Below are 24,373 nucleotides of genomic sequence, written 5' to 3' on the forward strand. Positions count from 1 at the left end.
GTTTTACATAATTAACGATAGGGTAAAGAAGTAGAATATGGAGGTGTGAGTACATGATTGTCATTCTATATATTGCAGCACTCATCGCGGCAATCGGCTTATTTGTTATTGCAATTTACTTAAGCAAGACGTTGAAATCAACATCACAAACACTTGATGAAGTAGCAAAAACAGTAGACAAGATGGCGACAGAGCTACAAGGAATTTCGGGGGAAACGCAAAAAATACTCGACAAAACAAATGATTTACTTGAAGATGTGAACGGAAAAGTTGCGAAAGTCGACCCAGTTTTTGATGCTATTGGTGATGTTGGAACTTCTCTACTTGGCTTAAGTCAATCTGTTCGTGAACTTGCAACATTAGCGACGAACAAAGTTTCTGCAAACGATAAAAAAATTGCTCAAGCAGTTTCGATCAGCAACTCAATCCTTGCTTTTAAAGACAAAATGAAAGCAAGCAAAAGAGCTAAGGAAGCCGCAAAAGAAGCTACGAACGAAACAATATCTTGATGGAGGGGAAAAAAATGGCAGATAAAGATGGTTTAAATGTAAAAGATTTTCTAATTGGTGGTTTAATCGGCGGGATTGTCGGTTCAGTAACGGCTTTGCTTTTAGCGCCTAAGTCAGGAAAAGAATTGCGTAGTGATTTAAATGAACATGTGGATGTACTTAAAGAAAAAGGTAACGAATGGAAAGATGTTGCCTACGAAAAAGGTATTGAAATTGGCGGTGTTGCTAAAGACAAAACAAGCCAATTAAAAGATTCCGCAGGTGGTTTTGTAGAAGTGGTAAGAGACAAGTCACAGCAATTAGCAGATACAGTTGCTAAACAAGGTAAATCAGTAAAAGATGTCGTTTTAAAAAATAAAGAAGAAGATATTGAGGCTGCGTCTGAAGCTGCTGAAAACGTGAAAGAAGAAGTGGAAAGCGCTTCTAAAGGCGTACAAAAAGCTGCTGATAAAGCTAAATCCGATGCTAAAAAAACAATCGAGTCAGGCAAAGAGGAAGCCGAAAAAATAATTAAAAAATAAAGCTTAAAAACATTGCACTAATTTGGTGCAATGTTTTTTTGTCGAAAAGGTTGCCAAATCATGTGAGGAATGATAATATAACTGGTATAACTCTTTATCACTTAAAAGCGATTAAGCGTAAAAGAATGATGACAAAGAACGAGTTATCCTCTATAATGAATGGTAATCTTTATATAAGGTAACAGAAGGGTGGAATACTGATGGTGAACAAAGACTTAGATGCGCTTCGCAATCAAGTGGACGAGCTCAACCTTGAATTGCTAAATGTGATTAACAAGCGCGCAAATTTAGTGCAAGAAATTGGTAAAATTAAAGGAGTGCAAGGTTCGCTACGATTTGATCCACTCCGCGAAAGAGAAATGTTAAATCAAATTGTTGAAAGCAATAATGGACCATTTGAGGATTCAACAATTGAACATTTGTTTAAAGAAATCTTTAAAGCTGGACTCGAATTACAAGAAGAGGACCATTCCAAAGCGCTTCTTGTTTCTCGTAAAAATAAAAAAGAAGATACCATTGTCAATGTCAATGGCCTTCCAATTGGAAACGGGGAACCGGTTTTTGTTTTTGGACCATGTTCGGTTGAATCCTACGACCAAGTGGCAGCAGTGGCAGCTTCTATTCGCGATAAAGGCCTCAAATTAATTCGTGGCGGAGCGTTTAAACCGCGCACAAGTCCGTATGACTTCCAAGGTCTTGGTCTTGAAGGCTTGCAAATTTTAAAGCGCATTTCAGATGAGTATGGTTTAGGCGTGATTAGCGAAATTGTGACGCCTGCTGATATTGAAACGGCACTTGATTATGTGGATGTTATTCAAATTGGCGCACGCAACATGCAAAACTTCGAACTATTAAAAGAAGCTGGTCGTGTGAATAAACCTATTCTTTTAAAACGTGGTTTGTCGGCTACAATTGAGGAATTCATTGGGGCGGCAGAATATATTATGTCCCAAGGAAATGGTCAAATTATTTTATGCGAGCGCGGAATTAGAACGTATGAGAAGGCAACTCGGAATACGTTAGACATTTCTGCTGTTCCGATTTTAAAGAAAGAAACGCATTTGCCTGTTATGGTTGATGTGACGCATTCCACTGGCCGTAAAGATTTACTCTTGCCATGTGCGAAGGCGGCGCTTGCGATTGAAGCGGACGGTGTGATGGCGGAAGTTCATCCAGATCCTGCTGTTGCGCTTTCTGATTCTGCACAGCAAATGAACATTCCAGAGTTTGATGCTTTCTGGGAAGAAATTTTAGCATCAAAATTAATGGCTCATCGAGTAAAATAAAAAAGGAGTAGCTTTCTGCATGCGGAGAGCTACTATTTTCCATTCAAAAGTAAGCCTTTTCATATCGAAATATGTATATTCATGGTGTATCCATGCTATTTTAATATGAAAATAAATGAAAAACAGAGATGAAAACAATTGCATAACACAAATGTTTGCTGTATGATAAAGTGAAGGTAAGCATGTTTACGTTTACATTGGAAGCAACTTGCTTCTTTAAATATTTTTTTGGAGTGTGAATTGAGATGAATGTGACCATTTATGATGTTGCACGTGAAGCGAATGTGTCAATGGCAACGGTATCACGTGTCGTGAACGGAAATCCAAATGTTAAACCCGTAACAAGAAAAAAAGTTTTAGATGTCATTAATCAGTTAGGCTATCGTCCAAATGCTGTCGCACGAGGGCTTGCTAGCAAACGAACAACAACAGTTGGCGTTATTATTCCTGATATTTCCAACGTTTTTTATGCGGAGCTTGCACGAGGGATTGAAGATATTGCGACGATGTATAAATACAATATTATTCTAAGTAGCTCGGACGAAAACGAAGATAAAGAACTGCAAGTTTTGAATACTTTATTAGGAAAGCAAGTGGATGGCATCATCTATATGGGTGAAAAAATTACGGCGCAATTGCAAGAGGAGTTTGATCGCTCGCCAGCACCTGTAGTACTCGCTGGAGCTGTCGATATGGAACAGAAACTTGCTTCTGTCAATATTGATTACCGGGAAGCTACAAAATCGGCTGTCGCGCGCTTTATAGCAAACGGGCACAAACAAATCGCGTTTATCACGGGTTCTTTAGATGAGCCAGTTAACCGCGAGTTTAAGCTAGAAGGGTATAAAGATGCGCTTAAAGAAGCTAAAATTAAGTACGACGAAACCTATGTCATCGAAGCGGATTATAACTACGATGCTGGGGTAAAAGCTTGGGAAAAACTTTCTGGATTAAAATCGAGACCAAATGCGGCTATCGTGACCGATGATGAACTGGCTATCGGCGTCTTAAATGCCGCACTAGATGCTGGTGTCAGCGTTCCTGATGAGCTAGAAGTGATGACAAGCAATAATACGAAACTAACACTTATGGCGCGCCCACAATTATCGACAATTGTTCAACCGCTTTATGATATTGGTGCCGTAGCCATGCGTCTTTTAACGAAGCTCATGACAAATGAAGATGTCGAAGAAAAAACAGTTGTTTTACCGCATAGCGAAAAACTTCGCGGTACGACAAAGTAAAACAAATCTTGACGAACGATTTTAATAATGGTATAACTAAAACTATAATTTGAATATGTAAATGACAATGAACGGACGAAGTAGTTTCTTATCCCTGTTACAAGAGAACCAGTGGTTGCTGTAAACTGGTACAAATAAGGAATGAATTACATCCTGGAGTCACGTTGCAGCAGTGCAGCCGGTTAAAAACCGTTAAACAATGAAGTTCAAAGTTGGGTGGTACCACGTTAACACGTCCCTTCGCTATTTTTAGCGGAGGGCTTTTTTATTGACTAAAAACGAGAAAGAAGGTTTTAAAATGAATATTATCGATGAACTAGAATGGCGCGGAGCAATTTATCAGCAGACAGATGAGGCTGGCTTGCGCGAATTAACCGCAAAAGAGTCCATTTCATTATATTGCGGCATTGACCCAACAGGAGATTCCATGCATATTGGACATTTGATTCCCTTTATGATTTTGCGTCGCTTTCAAGACGCTGGTCACCGTCCGATTATTTTAGTTGGCGGCGCTACAGGAACGATTGGAGACCCAAGTGGCAAAAAAGAAGAGCGCAAGCTGCAATCGCTTGAACAAATTAATCAAAACGTCGCAAGTTTACGCGCCCAACTTGGTCAAATTTTTGACTTCGAGGGAAATAGTGCTGCAACCATGGTGAATAACTATGACTGGACAAAGGATTTATCCGTACTTGATTTTCTTCGTGATTACGGGAAAAACTTTAACGTGAATACAATGCTTGCCAAGGATATCGTAGCAAGCCGTCTAGAGGTCGGTATTTCGTTTACGGAGTTTGCTTACCAAATCTTACAGGCGATGGATTACAATCATCTATATGAACACAACAATTGCCGCTTGCAAATCGGCGGTTCCGATCAGTGGGGAAATATTACGGCAGGCCTCGACTTAATCCGCAAAAAACAAGGTGAAAACGCGAAAGCATTCGGCTTAACGATTCCACTTTTAACGAAAGCAGACGGAACGAAATTCGGGAAAACAGAAGGCGGCGCAATTTGGTTAAACGCAGAAAAAACAACGCCATATGAATTTTATCAATTTTGGATTAATACAGATGACCGTGATGTCGTGAAATACTTAAAATACTTTACATTCTTGTCTGAGACAGAAATTAACGATTTAGCACGTCAAGTAGAAGAAGAGCCTCATTTGCGTGCGGCACAAAAAACGCTTGCGGCAGAAATGACAAAATTCATCCATGATGAGGCGGCTCTTAGTCAGGCGATAAAAATTTCGGCGGCGCTTTTCAGTGGCGATGTAGCGAGTTTGACGGCAGCAGAAATTGAACAAGGTTTTAAAGATGTGCCAACTTTTGAAGCGGGAACAGATGAAGCAAAATTAGTTGATTGGCTAGTTGATCTTGGTATCGAGCCTTCTAAACGCCAGTCGCGCGAGGATATTTCTAATGGTGCCATTTATATTAACGGAGAGCGGACGCAAGACCTTGAAAAAGTAATTGGTGCTTCTGACCGCATTGAAGGACAATTTACGATTGTTAGACGCGGAAAGAAAAAATATTTCTTAGTCCGTTACGCGTAAATCAAAAAAAGGAATTTCACTTTAACCAGTGAAATTCCTTTTTTTAATTAACTTTTTCTTGTGCTTCTTTTGGAATGTCTGTTTTTTGAACTTCTTCATAGGAAGTAACGCCTTTTATCGGTTTGGTATAGATTTTCAAGTAGGCGCCTTTGCGCAAGTTTTTAATGGCAGAAAAATCAAGCTCTTTTTTCTCACCGTCTTCATTAAAGCCCGGAAGCGAGTAGTTATAACGTGTGGATTGGGCATGTTCATTTTCTTTTTCGCCATCTGTTGTGATTTTTGTATAGTAAGTGTCTGCCCCGATGTGATTATAATTCATAAAATAGTAGCCTCCACCAATAAGTAAGGCTAAAACAGCTACTGTAATAATTGTACCCCATAATGCTTTCATAAAAAATACCAACTTTCTTTTGTTATTGTATAAATGTAGTATAGCAAGCGAAAGTAGGGGATTCCCTCGATGTAGATGACAAAGTGGAATGTTTGGCTTACAGTTTTGAAAGTGTGATTGTCATATAAAAAAACCCTTTGCAAGAAGCAAAGGGTTTTGACTGAAGTGTCATTAGACGATTAACGAGAGTAGAACTCAACGATAAACGCTTCATTAATTTCAGCAGCAAGTTCAGAACGCTCAGGAAGGCGGTTTAAAGAACCTTCTAATTTATCAGCATCAAATGTTACGTACTCAGGTACGAAGCTAGATACTTCTAAGCTTTCAGCAATTGCAGAGTTTTTAGCAGATTTTTCACGAATGCTGATTGCTTGACCTACAGAAACTTGGTAGGAAGGAATATCAACACGTTTTCCGTCTACTAGAATGTGACCATGGTTTACAAGTTGACGAGCTGCACGACGAGTGCGCGCAAGACCCATGCGGTAAACCAAGTTGTCAAGGCGTTGTTCAAGTAAAATCATGAAGTTTTCACCATGTTTACCTTGAAGTTTGCCTGCTTTGTTGAACGTGTTTTTGAATTGACGTTCAGTTAGTCCATACATATGACGCAATTTTTGCTTTTCAGCTTGTTGCAAACCATATTCAGACATTTTTTTACGTTGGTTAGGACCATGTTGTCCTGGAGCGTACGGACGACGCTCTAATTCTTTACCAGTACCGGAAAGTGAAATCCCAAGACGACGGGAAATTTTCCAGCTTGGACCAGTGTATCGAGCCATTAAAGACTCCTCCTTTTAATTTGTTTTTTGGCATAAAACAAACGAGTTTGCATCACTGCTAGGGCAGTTTACCTTCATATATCTTCACCTATGCAGCCGCAGGGTTACACAATATACCACAGAAATCTGGGGGTAAACAACTTACTAGAGCTCATCAAACAAGCTGCATTTTACACGCCTTCTAGTATAGTATAAAAACACCAGTATTGTCAACTGATTTCAGCGATGATTAAGTCTCTCATTTTCTCAAGCCATTTTTGATCAGTTGCATCAAAACGTGATGTGATAGGGCTGTCGATATCTAACACGCCAATCATTTTGCCGTTTTTTGAAAGAGGAATCACAATTTCGGATTGACTCGCCGCATCACAAGCAATGTGTCCGGGAAAGGCGTTAACATCTTCAACGATATACGTTTTCTGGTCTTTCAATGCACTTCCACAAACGCCTCGACCGTTCGGAATACGAATGCAGGCTGGGAGACCTTGAAATGGACCGAGAACAAGTTGATCGCTCTCTTCTTCATATAAATAAAAACCAACCCAATTAATAGTGTCTAAAGCTTGATTTAAAAGGGCGGATACATTACTTAAATTCGCGATCATGTTTGATTCACCTTGAATGAGTGCAGCCACTTGTTTAAAGGCTAGTTCGTAATTTTGTTCTTTTGAGCCTTGAAATTTTGGGATTTCAATCATAATTTCACCACATTTCTATGTTCATTTATGCAAGAAGTATAGCATAATTTAAAAAGTAGCTTCTAGCAGAATGACTTTTTTTCAAAAAAATGAAGTTAACGGGAGTAAAATTTTCTAAATCATGGTAGAATAAAGGATGAATTAGGTCGTGCCTAGCACTTTAATTAGGGCTTTGTAAGAAAGCTAAGGACAGCATTTGTGGAAATGGAGGATTTTGGATGTTTTTTTATATTTTAATAGGGATAATACTTGTTGCTATTGCCCTTTTCGGCGCTGGCTATTTACTAAAAAAGAAACATTATACGAGAATTAATTCACTTGAGGAGCAAAAATTGGCGCTTAGGGATCGTCCAGTAATTGATGAGCTTTCAAAAGTGAAAAAATTAAAATTGACGGGGCAAACGGAAGAATTATTTGAATCTTGGAGAAGGTCATGGGATGAAATTGAAACGCGACTTTTCCCTGATGTTGAAGAAGTATTGATGGAAGCAGAGATGAATACGGATAAGTACCGTTTTGGCTCGGCGACCCAAAATGAAAATGATTTAGAGCAGATGCTAGTTATGATTGACCGGCAGATGAATCAAATTTTAAACGGCTTAAAGGAACTTCTAACGAGCGAGGAAAAAAATGCGCAGGAAAGCCGGGCGACGAAGGAAAAGTTAGCGGAAATGCGTCGCGTGATTTTAACACAAGGTTTTAAGCTTGGTGGAACGCTTGAACGTTATGAGGCGGCACTTAATGAAGCGGGTGAAAAAATTAACCGCTATGATGACTACACGGATCAAGGGGATCATTTAGAGGCTCGTGAAATTATTATTTTAGCCAAAAAAGATTTACAGGTTTTAGAAGAAGAAATGGAGAAGACGCCGAAACTGCTACATGAAACCGAAACAGTGTTAGCGGGCGATTTAGAGCAGCTTAAAGAGGGCTATGCGGAAATGATACAGGCTGGCTACTTTTTGGAACAACTTGAGTTTGATAAAGAACATGCGAGATTGACGGATCAAGTGAAGAAAGCCAATGACCTCGTGCTAAAGGGGGAACTTTCTGATGCGGAAACGTTAATTGCTGAAATACATACGGAAATTAATTTGTTTTATGATGCGCTTGAAGGCGAAGTTCATGCGAAAAATTTTGTTAGTGAAAACCGCGCTGCAGTTTCTGATAAACTTGAGGCGCAAATTGAACTTTCAGCGAAACTTGCTGAACAAATTGCGGAAGTGAAAGAAACGTACCATGTTTCTGAAGAAGAGCTTGCGACTTATCTTGCCACTTCAGCAAATCTCGCGGATCAAAAAGAGATTTTCAGCCAAACACTTGCGAAGCTTAGCGAGCAAAAGATGGCCTATTCTGTCATTCAAGATGCATTAAAAGAGATTGACGATAAACTGTTAACTATTGCAGTTGAGCAAGATAAAATTGGCGAGGATTTACGCTCGCTTAGAAAAGATGAACTTGAAGCGCGTGAAGATATGGAGCGTATGAAGCGTCAAACGGTACAACTGAAGCGCCAAATTGACCGAGCGCGCCTGCCTGGTGTTCCAGCTGAATATGATGAACTTGAAGGACATATGTATGAAGCGCTTGAAAAAATGGAAGAAAGTTTGAGTGATCGCCCGCTTAAAATGAAAACAGTTTCGAAAAACTGGCAAACTGCGAAAGAAGATTTAGAACATATTTCGGGTAAGGTCGCTGAGATTATTGAAAATGCGGCGCTTGTTGAGTCGGTTATTCAATACGCGAACCGTTATCGCTTTGAAAGTCAAGAGCTTGATGCGGAACTCAAAAAAGCAGAACAGCATTTCTACGAAGATTTCCAATACAAAAAAGCACTTGAAATTGCTGTCACCGCACTTGAAAAAGTGGAAGTCGGTGCATTTAAGAAAATCGAAAAAGCATTTTCTGAGGTGTAATCAATTTTGTTTATTAAAGACAATCAGACTGATGATAAACGGCACTCTTCGTCGTTTGCCATCAGTCTGTACTTCTTTTTCTTGACATGTGTGGTAAAATAGTGAAGGATAACTTTTAGGAGGCGCATGTCCCAAATGATTTATTTTGATAATAGTGCTACGACAAAGCCTTATGCAGCAGCACTTGAAACATATACAAAAGTGGCGAGCCATTATTTCGCTAACCCTTCTTCTTTGCATAAATTTGGACAAAAAGTGCGGGAGCTTCACGAGGAAGCGAGGAAACAAATTGCGACACTCATGTCGGCTCGCACTGAAGAAATTATTTTCACATCAGGTGGAACAGAAAGTAATAATTTAGCCATTAAAGGCATTGCCCATGCATATCAAAATCGCGGTAAACATCTTATTACAACACAAGTCGAACACCCTTCGGTTAAAAATGTGATGCAAGAGCTCGAACAAAACGGCTTTAGCGTGACTTATTTACCAGTGACAGAAACCGGGCAAATTCGCCTTGAAGATTTAAAAAAAGCATTACGTAAAGATACGATTTTAGTGTCGATTATGCATGTTAATAATGAAGTTGGTGCGGTTCAGCCCATTCAAGAAGTGGCCGATCTTTTAGCAGAAACAGAAATGCCGCTTTTCCATGTTGATAACGTACAAGGATTCGCAAAAATGGAGCTTGACCTTGCGAAAATTGATGCGATGTCCATCTCTGGGCATAAATTGCACGGTTTGCGTGGTACAGGCGTCCTATACAAGAAAAACAAGCTAAACCTCCAACCAGAAATGCTTGGCGGTGGTCAGGAGCTGGGGTTAAGGAGCGGCACAGAGAATACAGCAGGCATAGTAGCGCTTGCCAAAGCAATGCGTTTATCGCTCGAAGATTTCCAGAAGAAAGTTTCTAATTTGACCAATTTACGCGACTTCCTACTAGCAGAAATTAGCAAGCTTGACGGTGTCACGATTCACACTGATGCAGCTAGTTCCGCGCCGCACATCATTTGTTTTTCCGTTAAAAAGCAACGCGGCGAAGTGCTTGTTCACGCTTTGGAGGAAAAGGAGGTTTTTGTTTCGACCACAAGTGCCTGCTCCTCGCGCGCTAAGCTTGAAAGCAGTACGCTCCACGCAATGAAAGTCCCGGAAAACCAGGCGACGGGGGCCATTCGGCTAAGCTTATCTTATGAAAATACAAGCTATGAAGCGGAACAATTTATTGGAATTTTAAAAGATATTTTACAAAAAATTAATGAAGTGGTGAAATAATGAAATTCGAACGTATTTTAATTCGTTACGGCGAATTATCGACAAAAGGAAAAAATCGCAAACAATTTGTGGCGCGCCTGGCGACGAATGTTAAGCGCGTTTTAAAGGATATGCCAGAAATTAAAGTGCACGGCGAACGCGACCGGATGCAGCTCTATTTGAACGGCGCGGATTATAAGCTTGCGATGGAACGTTTAAAGCCGATTTTTGGGATTCAATCATTTAGTCCCGTCGTGAAAGCTGAACTTGATGTGGCTAAAATAAACGAAGCGGCTTACGAACTTGTGAAGGCACATCATCAAGCGGGTGGCACGTTTAAAGTGGCGGCTAGACGGAGTTTTCGTGACTTCCCGCTCGATTCAAACGAGCTCAATCAAGAAGTCGGTGCTTTTGTGCTTCGAAACCTAGAAGATTTATCGGTTAATGTCAAAAAGCCAGACTTGAAACTAAACGTTGAAGTCCGTTCAGACGGCGTGTTTTTATCCTGCGAAACGATTTTAGGGGCTGGTGGTTTGCCAGTTAGTTCTTCGGGGCGTGCGATGCTCATGTTATCTGGTGGAATTGATAGTCCTGTTGCGGGTTATCTGGCGATGAAACGCGGTGTTGAGGTAGAAGCGATGCATTTCCATAGTCCACCGTACACGAGCGAGCAGGCGAAGCAAAAAGCGATTGATTTGGCGCGTAAGATTGCGAAATATAGCGGGCAAATTCAAATGCATATGGTGCCGTTTACAGAAATTCAAGAAACCATTAAGAAACAAGTGCCGGAAAGCTATATCATGACCGTCACGCGGCGTCTGATGCTCCGAATTACGGATCTGCTTAGGCAAAAGCGAAATGGTCTTGCCATTGTAAACGGCGAGAGTTTGGGCCAAGTGGCGAGTCAAACGCTAGAAAGTATGCTAGCTATTAATGCAGTGACGACAACGCCGATTATTCGACCGGTTGTATCGATGGATAAAAATGAAATCATTAAAATTGCGCAAGACATTGATACATTTGAGCTTTCCATTCAACCGTTTGAAGACTGTTGTACGATTTTTACGCCAGCAGCACCAAAAACAAAGCCAAAATTAGAGAAAGTCTTGCACTATGAAAGTTTCATTGATTTCGATGCGCTTATAGACAAAGCTTTAGCAGGAATTGAAACATTTTCTGTGGAAGTAGCGGAAGAGGCTGAAATCAAAGATGAGTTTGCAGACTTATTTTAACTAGAAAGAGAGGCTGCTAGATGGAAAAGCTGAAAAATTGGTTAATTCAAACGTTCCCGTGGTATACGGAGAAGATTCATAGTATTTTTATGTATCTTGTTATGGGAGGATTTGCAACGGTTATCAATGTTGTTTCCTTTTGGTTCTTTGCTTCTTTCTTGGAGTGGGATTACCGACTTGCCAATACGATAGCGTGGATTTTATCTGTGCTGTTTGCTTATTTTTCAAATAAAAAGTATGTATTCGAAAGCTATACACCTGGTTTTAGAGAAAAATTAGCTGAATTTACGTCATTTGTAGGATTTCGATTTATTACTTTTCTAATCGATATGGCCCTAATGGTCGTGTTCATTGACGTTTTCTACATGAACGAAACGTGGGCGAAAATATTGGTAAATATCGTGGTTCTCGTACTGAATTACGTATTTAGCAAATGGATAATTTTTAAAATAAGAAAGCCAAATTAACGAAAACCTTAAATTGAAGTGATAGCACTTTGATTTAAGGTTTTTTATTTTTTTATAAAAAACCATTTGACATTATAAATATACAATATTATAATGAATATTAATATTTTGAAAATCAGATATGGGGTGATGTGCATGAAAGTTTCTATTGTAGGAGCAACAGGTTATAGCGGTTTAGAGCTGATTCGGATTTTGCATAATCATCCGAACTTTGATATCGTTTCTATACATAATTATTCAAATGTCGGTATAGAAATTACGACGCTTTTTCCACATTTAAAATCGATATACAGCGGCATTTTAGAAGAAGTCATCCCAGAACGCATTATGGCACAAGCTGATTGCGTTCTTTTTGCAACTCCAGCTGGTGTTTCGAGCACGGCAGCAATTCCGTTTATGAAAGCTGGTTTTCCGGTGATTGATTTATCAGGCGACTTTCGGTTAGGGGCAGAAAGCTATGAAAAATGGTATAACAAAGCGCCGGCGGATGCCGTTTATTTAGAAAAAATGGCATATGGCTTGGCGGAATTTAGGCAAAACTTGGCGGCGAAATGGGTCGCGAATCCTGGGTGTTATGCCACGTCTGTTTTATTACCGCTATTGCCGCTCATTTCAGAAGTGAAGCTTTCTAGTCCGATTGTGATTGATGCGAAATCAGGCGCTTCAGGAGCGGGGAAGGTGCCAAGTGAGGCGAATCATTTTGTTCATGTTCATGACAATCTGAGTGTCTATAAATTGAACGAGCATCAGCATATTCCAGAAATCATGCGAATTTTAAAGCAGCGAAATCAGTTGAGCCCTAAAATTCAATTTTCAACGTCGCTTTTGCCAGTTGCGCGGGGCATTTTATCGACGATTTATCTTGCACTTGATGAAGTGGAGGCTAGGCGGTGCGAAGCGATTTTGCAAACTACTTTTGCACAGAAAAAGTTTGTTCGGATTCAGCCGCTCGGCAAGCTGCCAAATATTAAACATGTTATTGGCTCAAATTTCTGTGATATTGGGCTGGCGTATAATACTGAAACAGGAATTTTAACTGTCGTTTCTGTGCTGGATAATTTAGTAAAAGGGGCTTCTGGGCAGGCTGTTCAAAATTTAAATTTGATGTTCGGTTTGGAGGAAAGTACTGGGCTCCTTCATTCGCCGATTTTTCCTTAGAAAGGGGAGCTTTTACATGGAAGTAATCAAAGGGAGCATTGCATCGCCAAAAGGCTTTTATGCAGACGGAAAGCATGCGGGATTAAAACGGAAGAGGAAAGATATAGGTTGGATTTTTTCGGAAGTTCCAGCAAGTGCGGCGGTTGTTTATACGACCAATCAAATTCAGGCGGCACCAATTCAAGTGACGAAACAGGCGATGAAAGTAAGTGACACGCTCCAAGCGGTTGTCGTAAACAGCGGTAATGCTAATGCATGCACGGGAAAACGGGGACTCGAAGATGCTTTTTATATGCAAGACTGTGCGGCGAAGCAATTGGGTGTCGCGAATGAGGCGGTCGCTGTCTGTTCAACGGGCGTAATTGGGGAGTTTTTGGAGCTCGATAAAATCACGAATGGGATTAAAATGTTGCGGTTAAAACATGGTCAGGCAAGTGATTTCGAGGAAGCCATTTTAACCACAGATACGCGAGAAAAACAAATAGTAGTGCAGGACATGATTGGCGGACAACTTGTGACGCTGAGCGGTGTTGCGAAAGGATCTGGAATGATTCATCCGAATATGGCAACGATGCTGGCATTTTTGACGACTGACGCCAATATTTCAAGTGAAATTTTGCAAGTGCTAGTGAAACAATTAGTGAATGAAACGTTTAATCAAATTACAGTTGATGGAGATACATCAACAAATGACATGGTAATTGTACTCGCGAATGGTCTTGCCGAACACGAAGCATTGACAGAAGAAAATCCTGAATTTAAAAAATTTTCGGATATGTTATATGTGGTCTTTGAACATTTGGCAAAGGCGATTGCTCGTGACGGTGAAGGTGCAACGAAACTTATTGAGGTGGCTGTTAATGGGGCGACGAGCGAACTTGACGCGAGGATGATTGCGAAAAAAATTGTTTCTTCGAGTTTGGTGAAGACGGCAATGTTTGGCGGTGACGCGAACTGGGGGCGCATCATTTGTGCGATTGGATATTCTGGCGGCAGGTTTTCGCCTGACTACATTTCGATTCGCGTAGGGCCACACCTTATTTTAAACAAGAGTGAAGCTTGTAAGTATTCGGAAGCGGCGCTACAAGATTATTTGCGGGAAGCGGAGCTGATTCGGATTGAAGTGGATCTGCATGTGGGACTTGAAACGGGTCTTGCTTGGGGCTGTGATTTGAGTTATGAATATGTCAAAATTAACGCCTGTTACCGGACGTGAAGGAGTTGTGTTGATGGAAGATATCATTGTTGTGAAACTTGGTGGACTGGCGAGTCAGGCGTTAGATGAGCAGTTTTTTGGTCAAATTCAAAAATGGCGTCTGGAAAACAAGAAAATTGTGATGGTTCACGGTGGTGGGAAATACATTAGCGAAATGATGGCGCGCCTAAACATGCCGGTTGAGATGAAAAATGGGCGACGGGTGACGACGAAAGAAACGCTTGAGATTACAAAAATGGTGTTGATTGGGCAAGTACAACCGGAAATTTCTGCAAAGTTTCAAAAAGAAAATATTCCGCTCCTTGGTCTAAATGCAGGCGATGCGAGTTTGCTTGAAGCGATGCCGGCAAATGAGGCGGGGCTAGGATTTGTTGGCGAAATAAAGCGGGTAAATGCGGGATTGCTGATGGAACTGTTAGCGGTCAATTCGGTTCTCCTACTCGCACCGCTCGGCATTGACGAAAACCAACAGTGGTGGAATGTGAACGCTGATTCGGCTGCTTGCGCTGTAGCGTCAGCTCTGCAAGCGCGTACCTTTTACCTGCTAACAGATGTTCCGGGTGTCAAACAAAATAATGTTGTTTTACGCGATATGACGACAAATAAAATTAATTTTTTGATTGAAAATGGAGATGTTAGTGGTGGCATGATTCCCAAACTTGAAAGTGCCAAGCTCGCTATTCAAAGTGGCGTCGAAAATGTTTTCATCACAAGCCAAATTGGTATAGCAGGAACGCAAATAAAACAGGAGGTAACGACATCATGACACATTTATTCCCAACCTATCAACGCTTGCCAATTGAGCTAGTTTCAGGAAGCGGTACGGTGGTATACGATGAACAAGGCAAACATTATTTAGATTTTACGAGTGGAATTGGGGTTTGCAATTTGGGGCATGTTAATCCTTTAGTACATCAGGCGGTTAGCGCGCAACTAGACCAAATTTGGCACACATCTAATTTATTTTTAAACCAAAAGCAAGAACGTGTGGCGGCGCTACTTGCGAAGGGGAATTTAACATATGCTTTTTTCTGCAACAGTGGTGCCGAGGCAAATGAAGCGGCAATTAAGCTTGCTAGAAAGCATACAGGACGTACGAAAATGATTACATTTGAGCAGTCTTTTCACGGGCGAACATTTGGGGCAATGGCGGCGACGGGACAAGAAAAGGTGAAAACTGGTTTTGGAAAGATGCTAGAAGGTTTCATTTATGCGCCTTACAATGACTTCGCTACTTTTCAAAATTTATTGGATAAAGATGTGGCCGCGGTAATGCTTGAAATTGTGCAAGGTGAAGGTGGTGTCCACCCGGCGAGTCATGAATTTTTGCAGAAAGTTTCGGGGTTATGTAAGCAAAACGGAACGCTCCTCATTGTAGATGAAGTACAAACGGGAATGGGGCGCACTGGAACGATGTACGCGTATGAACAGGCTGGAATTGAACCAGATATTATAACGCTTGCAAAAGGGCTCGGGAATGGCTTACCAATTGGTGCGATAGTTGGTGACGCGAAATTGTTTGCTACTTTTTCAAATGGAACGCATGGCTCAACTTTTGGTGGGAATCAAGTTGTGCTGGTAGCGGCTGAAACGGTCGTGACGCAAATTTCAAATGCTGCTTTTCTAGCAGAGGTTAGAGAAAAGGCAGCTTATTTCAGAGGGAAGTTAGCTACGCTTACAGAATACGAGGTCGTGAAGGAAGTCCGCGGCGAAGGTTTCTTGCTAGGCATTGAACTTCAAACGAATGCAGGAGGTATCCTTCAAAAGGCAAGGGAGAACGGTTTGTTGCTTTTAAGCGCGGGAGAAAAGGTTGTGCGAATTATGCCACCACTCACGGTTTCACGGCAGGAGCTCGATGCTGCATTTTTAGTTCTACAAAAAATTTTGAAAGAAGGGTGAAAACATGCAAATAAAAGCGGAGAAAACAGTTGGGAAAGATTTATTGACACTTTTGGAATGGGAAAAAGAGGAGATTTTGGATTTGCTTACGGTCGCACTTGATATGAAAACAAACCCTGCCGATTATAGCCACGCGCTTAGCGGGAAAATTCTTGGCATGATTTTCGATAAGCCTTCAACGCGGACGCGTGTTTCGTTTGAGGCGGGGATTTTGCAACTTGGTGGACAAGCGATTGTGATGAACGCAAAAGAGCTTCAAATTGGGCGGGGCGAGCCGATTATCGATACGGCTAACGTGCTTGATGAATATTTGGACGCTATAATGATTCGAACGTTCAGTCATGAAAATGTTGAAGAACTTGCGACGCACGCTAAAATCCCGGTTATAAATGGGCTGACCGATCTGCATCACCCGTGCCAAGCGCTAGCGGATTTACTCACCATTTTTGAAGTGAAAGATCGGTTTGATGGCGTAAAGCTGGCTTATGTTGGCGACGGAAATAATGTTTGTCATTCGCTACTCCTTGCCTGTGCGAAGGTGGGGCTTGATATGACGTTTGCAACGCCAGAAAATTTCGCTGTAAGTCCTAACATTCTGGCGCTCGCGAAGCAACTCGCGGCAAATAGTGGGGCAAGTATAGAGCACACTGCCGATCCAGTTACCGCAGTAAACGATGCCGATTTCATCTACACAGATGTGTGGACGAGCATGGGGCAAGAAGAGGAAAATCAAGTACGATTACAAACTTTTGGGGAAAATTATCAAGTAAATGAAACGCTAGCAAGCCACGCAAAACCAGATTATCACTTCCTGCATTGTTTACCTGCACACCGCGGCGAAGAAGTGAGTAGTGAGGTCATTGATAATCCGCTGCATTCGCTTATTTATCAGCAAGCGGGTAATCGACTGCATGCGCAAAAAGCTTTGCTAGTTGCCGTTTTAAAAGAATCTGTACGCTGATTTTTAATAAGTAAAGAACCTACCATTTGGCAGGTTCTTTTATTCATTATAAGAAATTGCGTTTTACTTTGTCCCAGAAAGAGTTGTCTGGAAGTTTAATAATGTTGATGAAACGGTCGCCGACTTCTAAGTTGATTTCGTGGACGTGTTGAATACTTAGTGCTTCGCTATCCATGCCGATAAGAGGGAATTCATTGTTTCCTTCAGAACCTAGGACGATTTTAAGTTTGCGTTTTGGACTTAAAATGAACGATGAACCGAGCGTTCTGAAACGATTGTTGTTGAGTGATGCTAGTTCACTAACTTGCATAGAAGGGAGTAAAGGGTCAACAATAGAGCCATTAACAGACTTATTGTAAGCCGTACTTCCAGTTGGCGTTGAAATAACCATGCCATCGCCACGGAATGTTTCAAAGTGGCTACCGTTAATGTAAAGGTCCATGGTTAGCGTTCGGATAATTGAAGAACGAATGTTAAACTCATTTAGTACATAAAAAGCTTTCGTATTGTTCACGGTTCCGTAAATCGTTGGATATCTTCTAACGAGCCAGCGTTCCTCAGAAGCCGCTTTGATGATTTCATCTAATTGATGGATATGGAAGTCGCAATATTGACCGAGCTGTTCAGTTAGAGCAATCCCAGCGTATAAGCAATCTTGACGATAATTTGTTTCACGAACGGATTTTAGAAAAGCACCATCACCACCGATACTAATAATAACGGTTGCTTTTTGATAGTCTTCTGTTAGTTCAAAACCATAATCTGTTGTGATTTTCTTTAAATCTTTCGCGATTTTATGCAGTTCTTCGGTTTTCCGGTAAGAAAAGTGGAAAATTTGTTTTGACATGTTTGTCCCTCCAGTGGCAATTTCAAAATTTTAGTAGAAAATCTTCTTTATTATCATATCATGCTTTTCAAAAGATTGCTTTTTAAAACTGAAAATTTTTAGTTGTCGAGATGTTTTTCTCTTGATACACTTACATTATCTGTAAATAAAAAAGGAGAGAAAATAATGAATGCTAAACGATGGATTGCACTGTTACTTGTTTTTGTTATCGTCATCATCTCAGGGGTTGCAAAAATCACCTCTACATTTTTAACGAGTGACAAGGAAGAACAGCGTACAAAAAGCGTTGTGAGTTCGCTACTTTCTAACAATGAATTAACAGAAGAAGAAATTAAAACCGGAGATGCCGATAAGGTAGCGATTTTATCTGTAGATGGCACCATTCAAAACACGGGAGAAGACGCATCGTTATTTAGTTCAACAGGTTATAATCATGTTACATTTATGGAAGAGCTTGAAGCTGTTCGAAAAGACACCAAAGTGAAAGCTGTATTGCTTTATGTCAATTCACCTGGTGGTGGAGTGATGGAATCCGCACAAATTCGTGATAAAATCTTGCAAATTAAAGCTGAACGAAAAATTCCATTTTACGTTTCGATGGGAAGTATGGCCGCATCAGGCGGTTATTATATTTCGGCACCGGCCGACAAAATTTTTGCAAGTAAAGAAACGTTAACTGGGTCGCTCGGCGTTATTATGCGTGGCTATGATTATAGTGAATTGATGAAAAAAGTAGGAATTTCTGACAATACCATTAAAAGTGGTGAATATAAAGATATCATGAGTGGCTCAAGACCGATGACCTCTGAAGAGAAGCAAATTATGCAACGTATGATTGATGATTCCTATAATGAATTCGTTCAAGTTGTCGCAGAAGGACGCGGCATGCCAGAAGCAGAAGTGAGAAAAATCGCCGACGGTCGGATTTATGATGGTCGCCAAGCAAAGGAAAACGGCTTGATTGATGAATTCGGCTATCAAGAAACCGCTCTCGCCGCTTTACAAAAAGATTATGATCTACAAGACGCAACGGTTTTTAAATATGATACACCAACAGGCTTTAGCAGTTTCTTCTCAAGCGCCGCTACTTCGCTAAGCGGAAAAAACGCTGATTTAATCGCGATTATGAAACAAACCGGCACGCTTGAAGCACCACGCATGATGTATCTTTACGGAGAATAAGGAGGGGATTATTTTGGAAGAAAAAGAACGACAAGTTTATCATTACGAAGCGCCAAGTTCACCTTTTCGGAAAATACCAAAACCCTATTTCGCCGGATTTTGGATTCGCTTTTTTGCCTATATCGTGGATTTAATTGTGATTGCCGCTTTAAATGGGATAATTGTCAATCCGGTTTTGCGCGTATTACAAGTTGACATGTCAGGCGGACTTTTTAGTTTGGTTGGTTTCGTCAAAACCATTCTTTTCTTGCTGTATTTTATTCTAATGACAAAGTTTTTCGCGCAAACACTTGGGAAAATAATTTTTGGGTTAAAAGTCATTCGAGAAGACGGCGAAAAATTAACATGGCTCAACGTTTTATTTCGCGAAGGTGCCTTGAGATTTATCCAAAAAACCATTTTGCCGCTTTACTTCGTTGTTGCCTTTACGCCGCACAAGCAAGGTGTTGCAGATTTGATGGAAAAAACAGCCGTTGTCCATGAAAATTTAATGGCGCTTTCTGAAAGCAGATTAATGGCTTGAAGGACAAATTTTCCCTACAATAGAGAAGTGGAAAGCTAAAGGAGGAGATTTTTATGGCAAATGTTACATTTAAAGGGAATCCGGTAACACTTCTAGGTAGCGAACAAAAAGTTGGAGCATTGGCGCCTGATTTCACGGTGTTAAATCGGGATTTAGAACCAGTCACGCTACATGATTTTGACGGCAAAGTGCGCATCATTAGCGTCATACCATCGATTGATACGAGTGTCTGCTCACAACAAACTCGCCGTTTTAATGAAGAGGCGAGTGGGTTAGAAAATACGGTTGTGTTAACGATTTCGGTTGACCTACCTTTTGCCCAAAAGAAATGGTGTGCTTCTTCCGGACTTGAAGACGTGATTACACTTTCTGATCACCGCGACTTGTCGTTTGGAGAAGCTTACGGGGTTGTTATGAAGGAGTTACGCTTGCTCGCCCGTGCCGTTTTTGTTGTAGACGCATCAGGTAAAATTGTTTATGCGGAGTATGTGCCAGAGGGAACGAATCATCCAAACTATGAAAAAGCGATTGAAAGTGCTAAACAAGCCTAATAAAACCAGTCGCCTTGATGGCAAATAGTAAAGCTTCTTGTTTAACAGCTCTCTGTCTTGTGATAGGGAGCTGTTTTCCTGTATCAATTTTGCCTAGAAACTGTATTAAAAGAGCATTTTTCTTTAAAAGAAAATGCTTTTAAGTTGGTAGGAAATGCTGTATAATATTTTGTGGTGTTAGTAATGAAAAAAATTCGAGGTGTTATTTTTGGGAAATACAGCAACTCCGGAAATATTCCAAGTGCTTGATGAAACGGCAATTATTTTGCAAAATGCACTTGAAATGAGCTATTTGGAAGCCGTTTATGAAACTAGCGAGAATTTATTTCAACATGAAGTTTTGCAAAAAGACGAATTATCCGATGAGCAAGTCAAAAAATTGATGGCGCAATATGACACCATTCAATTAGCGGATTTTGCCGCAGAAGATATTCGTAAAAGTTTTCAACTCGCGCTTTTAAAAGGCATGAAGCATGGAATTCAAATGAATCATCAAATGACGCCGGATTCGATTGGTTTTATTTTAACGTATTTAGTGGAAAAGGCTATGAAATCAAGAGAACAAATCACTGTGCTTGATCCAGCTGTTGGAACGGCCAACTTGTTAACAACGATGATGAACCAACTGACATTAAAAGATAACGTTTCGGTTGCGGCTACTGGTGTCGAAGTGGATGATTTGCTTATTTCGCTTGCCCTTGTGAGTGCTGATTTGCAAGGTGTACCAGTCAATTTGATTCATCAGGATGGTCTTAGCAATTTATTAGTTGATCCAGTAGATGTTGTGATTAGCGATTTGCCTATTGGCTACTATCCGAATGATACACGTGCGGAAGATTTTGAGTTACACCGAACAGACGGACATTCATTTGCTCACTATTTATTTATCGAGCAAGGGATGCGTTACACAAAACCAGGCGGCTATTTATTTTTCCTTGTGCCAGATGCCATGTTTAGCACAGCTGATTTTGCAAAACTAGATCGCTTTGTAAAAAAATATGGCTATATGCAAGGAATCATCAAGTTACCTGATTCTCTATTTAAGTCAGAAGAAGCACGAAAAAGCATTTTAATGTTACAAAAAGACGGAGACAATGTCCGTAAGCCAAAAGAAGTTTTACTGGCCAATCTATCTTCACTTTCTGATCCGCGCATTACTGCGCCGATCTTGGCACAGATTGAAGATTGGTTCCGTGAAAATAAACGAGAAGGGAATTGAACAAAACAAAATGGAAAAAACAATTGCGATTAACGCTGGAAGCTCATCACTCAAATTTCAACTTTATGACATGCCCTCTGAGGAAGTCATTACGAAAGGTATTGTCGAACGTATTGGCTTAAAGGATTCAATCTTCACGATTTCTGTAGACGGAGAGAAAATCACCGAAACAACAGATATTCCGGATCATGAAGTAGCCGTTCAAATGCTACTAGAAAAATTAATTTCTAACAACATTATCGCATCTTATGATGAAATTACAGGTGTTGGTCATCGTGTTGTACATGGTGGAGAAAAATTCCCTGATTCTATTTTTATTGATGAACAAGTTATTCAAGATATTGAAGAGCTTTCCGAGCTTGCGCCGCTTCATAATCCTGCGAACGTAACCGGAATTAAAGCTTTCAAAAAAATCTTACCTAATATTATTTCGGTTGCTGTATTTGATACAGCATTCCATCAAACGATGCCAGAAGCGAGCTACTTATACAGCTTGCCGTATAGCTATTATGAGGATTATGGCATTCGTAAATATGGTTTCCACGGTACAAGTCATAAATATGTATCGGAACGTGCGGCAGAGCTTCTAGGTCGTCCTGTAGAAGAATTACGCCTATTAACATGTCACCTCGGAAATGGCGCAAGTATCGCTGCTATCGAAGGTGGTAAATCGATGGATACTTCAATGGGCTTCACGCCACTTGCAGGGGTTTCCATGGGAACTCGTTCAGGAAACATTGACCCAGCACTTATTCCTTTCATTATGGAAAAAACGGGAAAAACGGCTGAACAAGTTTTAGACGTTTTGAATAAAGAATCAGGCATGCTTGGGGTATCTGGTATTTCAAGCGACCTTCGTGACCTTGAGCAAGAAGCTTCAAAAGGAAACGAACGCGCTGATTTGGCGCTGGAAGTTTTTGTTGACCGTATCCATAAATATATCGGTTCTTATGCAGCGCGCATGAACGGTGTTGATGCTATCATCTTTACAGCTGGAATCGGTGAAAACAGTTCTTTCATTCGTGAACGTGTTTTACGCGGCTTAGAATTCATGGGCGTTTACTGGGATCCAGCACTTAACCAAGTTCACGGCGAAGAAGCATTCCTAAACTACCCGCATTCGCCAGTTAAAGTTATTGTTATCCCAACAAATGAAGAATTAATGATTGCACGTGATGTTGAACGGATTAAAGCTGAGCGCGCATAATGAATAGATTTATAGAAGTGGAATTCAAGCAGAGTATTAGTGCTTGACTCCACTTCTTTTATTTTCCCCTATATATCTTTGTTTTTTAGTCAGTTAATTTGATATAATTATATTAAAATGAATTAACTACAAATGGGGAGGAAGCAACATGGCAAAAAGCTTTTACAGTACAATGAAGAAAATAGGTAGAGAAGTCGATCGTCAATCGAGAGCAAACGCTAGAGAAGTAGAACGACGACGTAAAGAAGAAATCAAAAGACAAAAGGAGTATGAAAAACAACAGTTAGCTTATGAAAAAGAACGTGCAATAGAATATGCAAAATCAACCACTGAAGAAGTACAATCTGAAAGAGAGGCGTTGAACAATGTCATTGATACGATTCAATTTGACAGTGAGGCGTCGAATTTTCAAGATTTAAAAGAAGTAACACCATTTTTAAATGAAAAACCTGTTCCACCTATTACTAAGAAGAATCCAGAAAAACCTGTTTTAAAATATAATTTTGTAGATAAATTATCGAATAATAGGCAATTAAAGAAAAAGGAAGCCTATGATAATGCATTAATTAAATGGGATAGTGAGCTCAAAAAAGTTGAAGAGTACAATGCAAGTTTATATAAAAAATATGAAGCAGATTTAACTGTATATTTGAAAGGCGAAGAGGAATTTCTAAAAAAACAAGATGAGCATAATAAATATATTCAAGAATTAGAAGATGGTTTAATAATGGGCAAGCAGGAAAGCATTGAATTATATTATAACCGTGTATTTGAAAGCTTGATATATGATTTTGATTTAGAAACATTATCTAACATAGAATACAGAGAAACAGGTAAAATACTTCTCGTTGATTATTATTTACCAACTCGAGAAATTATTCCTAGACTTAAGTTAATGAAGTATGTCCAATCTAGAAAAGAGTTTACTGAATCACAAATTTCTGAAAAACAAACAAATGATGTATACAATAACTTGCTATATAGCCTTATTTTAGAGGTGACAAATGTTATCTATAAAGCTGATGAAAACGCGCATATCGATTCTGTTGTAATAAACGGTTGGTTAGAGGATATCAATCAAGCAACAGGAAATCTAGAGAATTTTTGTCTTATGAGTCTACAAACTAACAAGGAAGATTTTCAAGAACTAAACTTAAGCAGAGTTGAACCGAAAGAATGCTTTAGAAAATTAAAAGGTGTTGCCAAATCGAATCTAAATGATTTAGTTCCAGTTGTTCCGATTCTTACATTAAATCGGGAAGATGAAAGATTTGTAGAATCAAAATCTATTGGAGAAAAAATTAATGGTACAAACCTCGCTACGATGAATTGGGAGGAATTTGAACATCTTGTTCGAGAGTTGTTTGAAAGAGTATTTACGGAAAAAGGAATTGAAATCAAAACTACTCGTTCTTCTAAAGATGGTGGTGTTGATGCAGTAATGTTTGATTCAGACCCTATAACAGGTGGGAAGTTTATTGTTCAAGCTAAAAGGTATACAAATTTAGTTGGTGTTTCTGCAGTTAGAGATTTGTATGGAACTATCATGAACGAAGGTGCTACAAAAGGGATTTTAGTAACAACTTCTGACTATGGCCCTGATTCCTATGAATTCGCTAGAAACAAGCCTATTTCTTTGTTAAATGGGAATAATTTATTAAGCATGTTATCAGAGCATGGATATGAAAATATTCGAATTGATTTAAAAGAAAAATAAGAAAGACCCTAGACAATTTCATCTAAGGTCATTGGCGA

The 24,373-nt window shown here is 40.0% G+C and carries 24 protein-coding genes; 20 read left to right on the forward strand and 4 right to left on the reverse strand.

What is annotated here, in order from left to right; all coding sequences use genetic code 11:
* Window positions 1-53 precede the first annotated feature (53 nt).
* The 5 genes from CFS04_RS01585 to tyrS all read left to right on the forward strand — a co-directional run bounded on the left by CFS04_RS01585 (window position 54) and on the right by tyrS (window position 5,118).
* A complete protein-coding gene (locus CFS04_RS01585; protein WP_088808850.1) occupies window positions 54-509 on the forward strand; it encodes a DUF948 domain-containing protein in 456 nt (151 codons plus the stop codon).
* 14 nt (window positions 510-523) lie between these two features.
* Window positions 524-1,030: a YtxH domain-containing protein gene (locus CFS04_RS01590; RefSeq protein ID WP_088808851.1), complete on the forward strand. Its 507-nt coding sequence runs from the start codon at window positions 524-526 to the stop codon at window positions 1,028-1,030.
* A 200-nt stretch (window positions 1,031-1,230) separates the two neighbouring features.
* Window positions 1,231-2,316: a bifunctional 3-deoxy-7-phosphoheptulonate synthase/chorismate mutase gene (locus CFS04_RS01595; RefSeq protein WP_088808852.1), complete on the forward strand. Its 1,086-nt coding sequence runs from the start codon at window positions 1,231-1,233 to the stop codon at window positions 2,314-2,316.
* Between the two features lie 245 nt (window positions 2,317-2,561).
* The gene (gene ccpA / locus CFS04_RS01600; RefSeq protein ID WP_088808853.1) at window positions 2,562-3,560 is read left to right on the forward strand and encodes a catabolite control protein A; all 999 of its coding nucleotides are present in this window, start codon (window positions 2,562-2,564) and stop codon (window positions 3,558-3,560) included.
* Between the two features lie 298 nt (window positions 3,561-3,858).
* Window positions 3,859-5,118 (forward strand): tyrosine--tRNA ligase, encoded by a 1,260-nt coding sequence (gene tyrS / locus CFS04_RS01605; RefSeq protein ID WP_088809073.1) that lies wholly within the window; start codon window positions 3,859-3,861, stop codon window positions 5,116-5,118.
* Between the two features lie 43 nt (window positions 5,119-5,161).
* Here the strand turns inward: tyrS and CFS04_RS01610 are convergent, their stop codons facing one another.
* The 3 genes from CFS04_RS01610 to CFS04_RS01620 all read right to left on the reverse strand — a co-directional run bounded on the left by CFS04_RS01610 (window position 5,162) and on the right by CFS04_RS01620 (window position 6,989).
* Complete coding sequence (locus CFS04_RS01610; protein WP_088808854.1) at window positions 5,162-5,509, reverse strand: YxeA family protein; 348 nt, start codon at window positions 5,507-5,509, stop codon at window positions 5,162-5,164.
* 179 nt (window positions 5,510-5,688) lie between these two features.
* A complete protein-coding gene (gene rpsD / locus CFS04_RS01615) occupies window positions 5,689-6,291 on the reverse strand; it encodes a 30S ribosomal protein S4 (protein ID WP_088808855.1) in 603 nt (200 codons plus the stop codon).
* Window positions 6,292-6,500: 209 nt separating this feature from the next.
* Entirely contained in the window at window positions 6,501-6,989 is a 489-nt protein-coding gene (locus tag CFS04_RS01620; RefSeq protein WP_088808856.1) for a GAF domain-containing protein, read from the reverse strand.
* A 218-nt stretch (window positions 6,990-7,207) separates the two neighbouring features.
* Here CFS04_RS01620 and CFS04_RS01625 point away from each other — a divergent pair, with 218 nt between their 5' ends.
* The 9 genes from CFS04_RS01625 (at window position 7,208) to argF (ending at window position 17,089) form a co-directional block, all read left to right on the forward strand.
* Window positions 7,208-8,905: a septation ring formation regulator EzrA gene (locus tag CFS04_RS01625; RefSeq protein WP_088808857.1), complete on the forward strand. Its 1,698-nt coding sequence runs from the start codon at window positions 7,208-7,210 to the stop codon at window positions 8,903-8,905.
* Between the two features lie 135 nt (window positions 8,906-9,040).
* On the forward strand, window positions 9,041-10,177 hold the full coding sequence (locus CFS04_RS01630; protein WP_088808858.1) for a cysteine desulfurase family protein: 1,137 nt from the start codon (window positions 9,041-9,043) through the stop codon (window positions 10,175-10,177).
* Window positions 10,177-11,388, forward strand: a complete 1,212-nt coding sequence (gene thiI / locus CFS04_RS01635; protein WP_088808859.1) for a tRNA uracil 4-sulfurtransferase ThiI — start codon at window positions 10,177-10,179, stop codon at window positions 11,386-11,388. Before CFS04_RS01630 ends, thiI begins: the two co-directional genes overlap by 1 nt.
* Window positions 11,389-11,408: 20 nt before the next feature.
* Window positions 11,409-11,855 carry a GtrA family protein gene (locus CFS04_RS01640; RefSeq protein WP_088808860.1) on the forward strand — a complete coding sequence of 149 codons (447 nt, stop codon included), beginning with the start codon at window positions 11,409-11,411 and terminating at the stop codon, window positions 11,853-11,855.
* A gap of 135 nt (window positions 11,856-11,990) precedes the next feature.
* Window positions 11,991-13,013 carry an N-acetyl-gamma-glutamyl-phosphate reductase gene (gene argC, locus CFS04_RS01645; protein ID WP_088808861.1) on the forward strand — a complete coding sequence of 341 codons (1,023 nt, stop codon included), beginning with the start codon at window positions 11,991-11,993 and terminating at the stop codon, window positions 13,011-13,013.
* A 16-nt stretch (window positions 13,014-13,029) separates the two neighbouring features.
* On the forward strand, window positions 13,030-14,229 hold the full coding sequence (gene argJ, locus CFS04_RS01650) for a bifunctional glutamate N-acetyltransferase/amino-acid acetyltransferase ArgJ (RefSeq protein WP_088808862.1): 1,200 nt from the start codon (window positions 13,030-13,032) through the stop codon (window positions 14,227-14,229).
* 13 nt (window positions 14,230-14,242) lie between these two features.
* Window positions 14,243-14,995 (forward strand): acetylglutamate kinase, encoded by a 753-nt coding sequence (gene argB, locus CFS04_RS01655; protein WP_088808863.1) that lies wholly within the window; start codon window positions 14,243-14,245, stop codon window positions 14,993-14,995.
* Entirely contained in the window at window positions 14,992-16,128 is a 1,137-nt protein-coding gene (locus CFS04_RS01660) for an acetylornithine transaminase (RefSeq protein ID WP_088808864.1), read from the forward strand. Before argB ends, CFS04_RS01660 begins: the two co-directional genes overlap by 4 nt.
* Window positions 16,129-16,132: 4 nt before the next feature.
* A complete protein-coding gene (gene argF / locus CFS04_RS01665; RefSeq protein ID WP_088808865.1) occupies window positions 16,133-17,089 on the forward strand; it encodes an ornithine carbamoyltransferase in 957 nt (318 codons plus the stop codon).
* A gap of 46 nt (window positions 17,090-17,135) precedes the next feature.
* Here the strand turns inward: argF and CFS04_RS01670 are convergent, their stop codons facing one another.
* Entirely contained in the window at window positions 17,136-17,936 is an 801-nt protein-coding gene (locus tag CFS04_RS01670; RefSeq protein ID WP_088808866.1) for an NAD kinase, read from the reverse strand.
* A 165-nt stretch (window positions 17,937-18,101) separates the two neighbouring features.
* On the opposite strand from CFS04_RS01670, the gene sppA reads away from it, so the two are divergent.
* From sppA to CFS04_RS01700, 6 genes are all read left to right on the forward strand, one after another.
* Window positions 18,102-19,118 (forward strand): signal peptide peptidase SppA, encoded by a 1,017-nt coding sequence (gene sppA / locus CFS04_RS01675; protein ID WP_088808867.1) that lies wholly within the window; start codon window positions 18,102-18,104, stop codon window positions 19,116-19,118.
* A gap of 7 nt (window positions 19,119-19,125) precedes the next feature.
* Window positions 19,126-19,641 carry an RDD family protein gene (locus tag CFS04_RS01680; protein WP_255377281.1) on the forward strand — a complete coding sequence of 172 codons (516 nt, stop codon included), beginning with the start codon at window positions 19,126-19,128 and terminating at the stop codon, window positions 19,639-19,641.
* 53 nt (window positions 19,642-19,694) lie between these two features.
* Window positions 19,695-20,192 carry a thiol peroxidase gene (gene tpx, locus CFS04_RS01685; protein WP_088808869.1) on the forward strand — a complete coding sequence of 166 codons (498 nt, stop codon included), beginning with the start codon at window positions 19,695-19,697 and terminating at the stop codon, window positions 20,190-20,192.
* Between the two features lie 208 nt (window positions 20,193-20,400).
* Entirely contained in the window at window positions 20,401-21,411 is a 1,011-nt protein-coding gene (locus CFS04_RS01690) for a class I SAM-dependent methyltransferase (RefSeq protein WP_088808870.1), read from the forward strand.
* Between the two features lie 10 nt (window positions 21,412-21,421).
* Window positions 21,422-22,618: an acetate kinase gene (locus CFS04_RS01695; protein WP_088809074.1), complete on the forward strand. Its 1,197-nt coding sequence runs from the start codon at window positions 21,422-21,424 to the stop codon at window positions 22,616-22,618.
* 148 nt (window positions 22,619-22,766) lie between these two features.
* Window positions 22,767-24,335, forward strand: coding sequence for a restriction endonuclease (locus tag CFS04_RS01700; RefSeq protein ID WP_088808871.1), 1,569 nt, complete (start codon window positions 22,767-22,769; stop codon window positions 24,333-24,335).
* Window positions 24,336-24,373: the final 38 nt, after the last annotated feature.

It is taken from the genome of Listeria sp. ILCC796 (assembly GCF_900186175.1).
Lineage (GTDB): Bacteria > Bacillota > Bacilli > Lactobacillales > Listeriaceae > Listeria > Listeria goaensis.

Excerpts from the sequence above, each read along its gene's own strand:
- CFS04_RS01620 (WP_088808856.1), bottom strand. The coding sequence starts at position 6,989 with ATGATTGAAATCCCAAAATTTCAAGGCTCAAAAGAACAAAATTACGAA.
- rpsD (WP_088808855.1), bottom strand. The coding sequence starts at position 6,291 with ATGGCTCGATACACTGGTCCAAGCTGGAAAATTTCCCGTCGTCTTGGG.
- thiI (WP_088808859.1), top strand. The coding sequence starts at position 10,177 with ATGAAATTCGAACGTATTTTAATTCGTTACGGCGAATTATCGACAAAA.
- ccpA (WP_088808853.1), top strand. The coding sequence starts at position 2,562 with ATGAATGTGACCATTTATGATGTTGCACGTGAAGCGAATGTGTCAATG.
- tpx (WP_088808869.1), top strand. The coding sequence starts at position 19,695 with ATGGCAAATGTTACATTTAAAGGGAATCCGGTAACACTTCTAGGTAGC.
- CFS04_RS01590 (WP_088808851.1), top strand. The coding sequence starts at position 524 with ATGGCAGATAAAGATGGTTTAAATGTAAAAGATTTTCTAATTGGTGGT.
- argB (WP_088808863.1), top strand. The coding sequence starts at position 14,243 with ATGGAAGATATCATTGTTGTGAAACTTGGTGGACTGGCGAGTCAGGCG.
- CFS04_RS01595 (WP_088808852.1), top strand. The coding sequence starts at position 1,231 with ATGGTGAACAAAGACTTAGATGCGCTTCGCAATCAAGTGGACGAGCTC.
- argC (WP_088808861.1), top strand. The coding sequence starts at position 11,991 with ATGAAAGTTTCTATTGTAGGAGCAACAGGTTATAGCGGTTTAGAGCTG.
- CFS04_RS01695 (WP_088809074.1), top strand. The coding sequence starts at position 21,422 with ATGGAAAAAACAATTGCGATTAACGCTGGAAGCTCATCACTCAAATTT.
- CFS04_RS01660 (WP_088808864.1), top strand. The coding sequence starts at position 14,992 with ATGACACATTTATTCCCAACCTATCAACGCTTGCCAATTGAGCTAGTT.
- tyrS (WP_088809073.1), top strand. The coding sequence starts at position 3,859 with ATGAATATTATCGATGAACTAGAATGGCGCGGAGCAATTTATCAGCAG.
- argF (WP_088808865.1), top strand. The coding sequence starts at position 16,133 with ATGCAAATAAAAGCGGAGAAAACAGTTGGGAAAGATTTATTGACACTT.
- CFS04_RS01610 (WP_088808854.1), bottom strand. The coding sequence starts at position 5,509 with ATGAAAGCATTATGGGGTACAATTATTACAGTAGCTGTTTTAGCCTTA.
- CFS04_RS01625 (WP_088808857.1), top strand. The coding sequence starts at position 7,208 with ATGTTTTTTTATATTTTAATAGGGATAATACTTGTTGCTATTGCCCTT.
- argJ (WP_088808862.1), top strand. The coding sequence starts at position 13,030 with ATGGAAGTAATCAAAGGGAGCATTGCATCGCCAAAAGGCTTTTATGCA.
- sppA (WP_088808867.1), top strand. The coding sequence starts at position 18,102 with ATGAATGCTAAACGATGGATTGCACTGTTACTTGTTTTTGTTATCGTC.
- CFS04_RS01700 (WP_088808871.1), top strand. The coding sequence starts at position 22,767 with ATGGCAAAAAGCTTTTACAGTACAATGAAGAAAATAGGTAGAGAAGTC.
- CFS04_RS01630 (WP_088808858.1), top strand. The coding sequence starts at position 9,041 with ATGATTTATTTTGATAATAGTGCTACGACAAAGCCTTATGCAGCAGCA.
- CFS04_RS01640 (WP_088808860.1), top strand. The coding sequence starts at position 11,409 with ATGGAAAAGCTGAAAAATTGGTTAATTCAAACGTTCCCGTGGTATACG.
- CFS04_RS01585 (WP_088808850.1), top strand. The coding sequence starts at position 54 with ATGATTGTCATTCTATATATTGCAGCACTCATCGCGGCAATCGGCTTA.
- CFS04_RS01670 (WP_088808866.1), bottom strand. The coding sequence starts at position 17,936 with ATGTCAAAACAAATTTTCCACTTTTCTTACCGGAAAACCGAAGAACTG.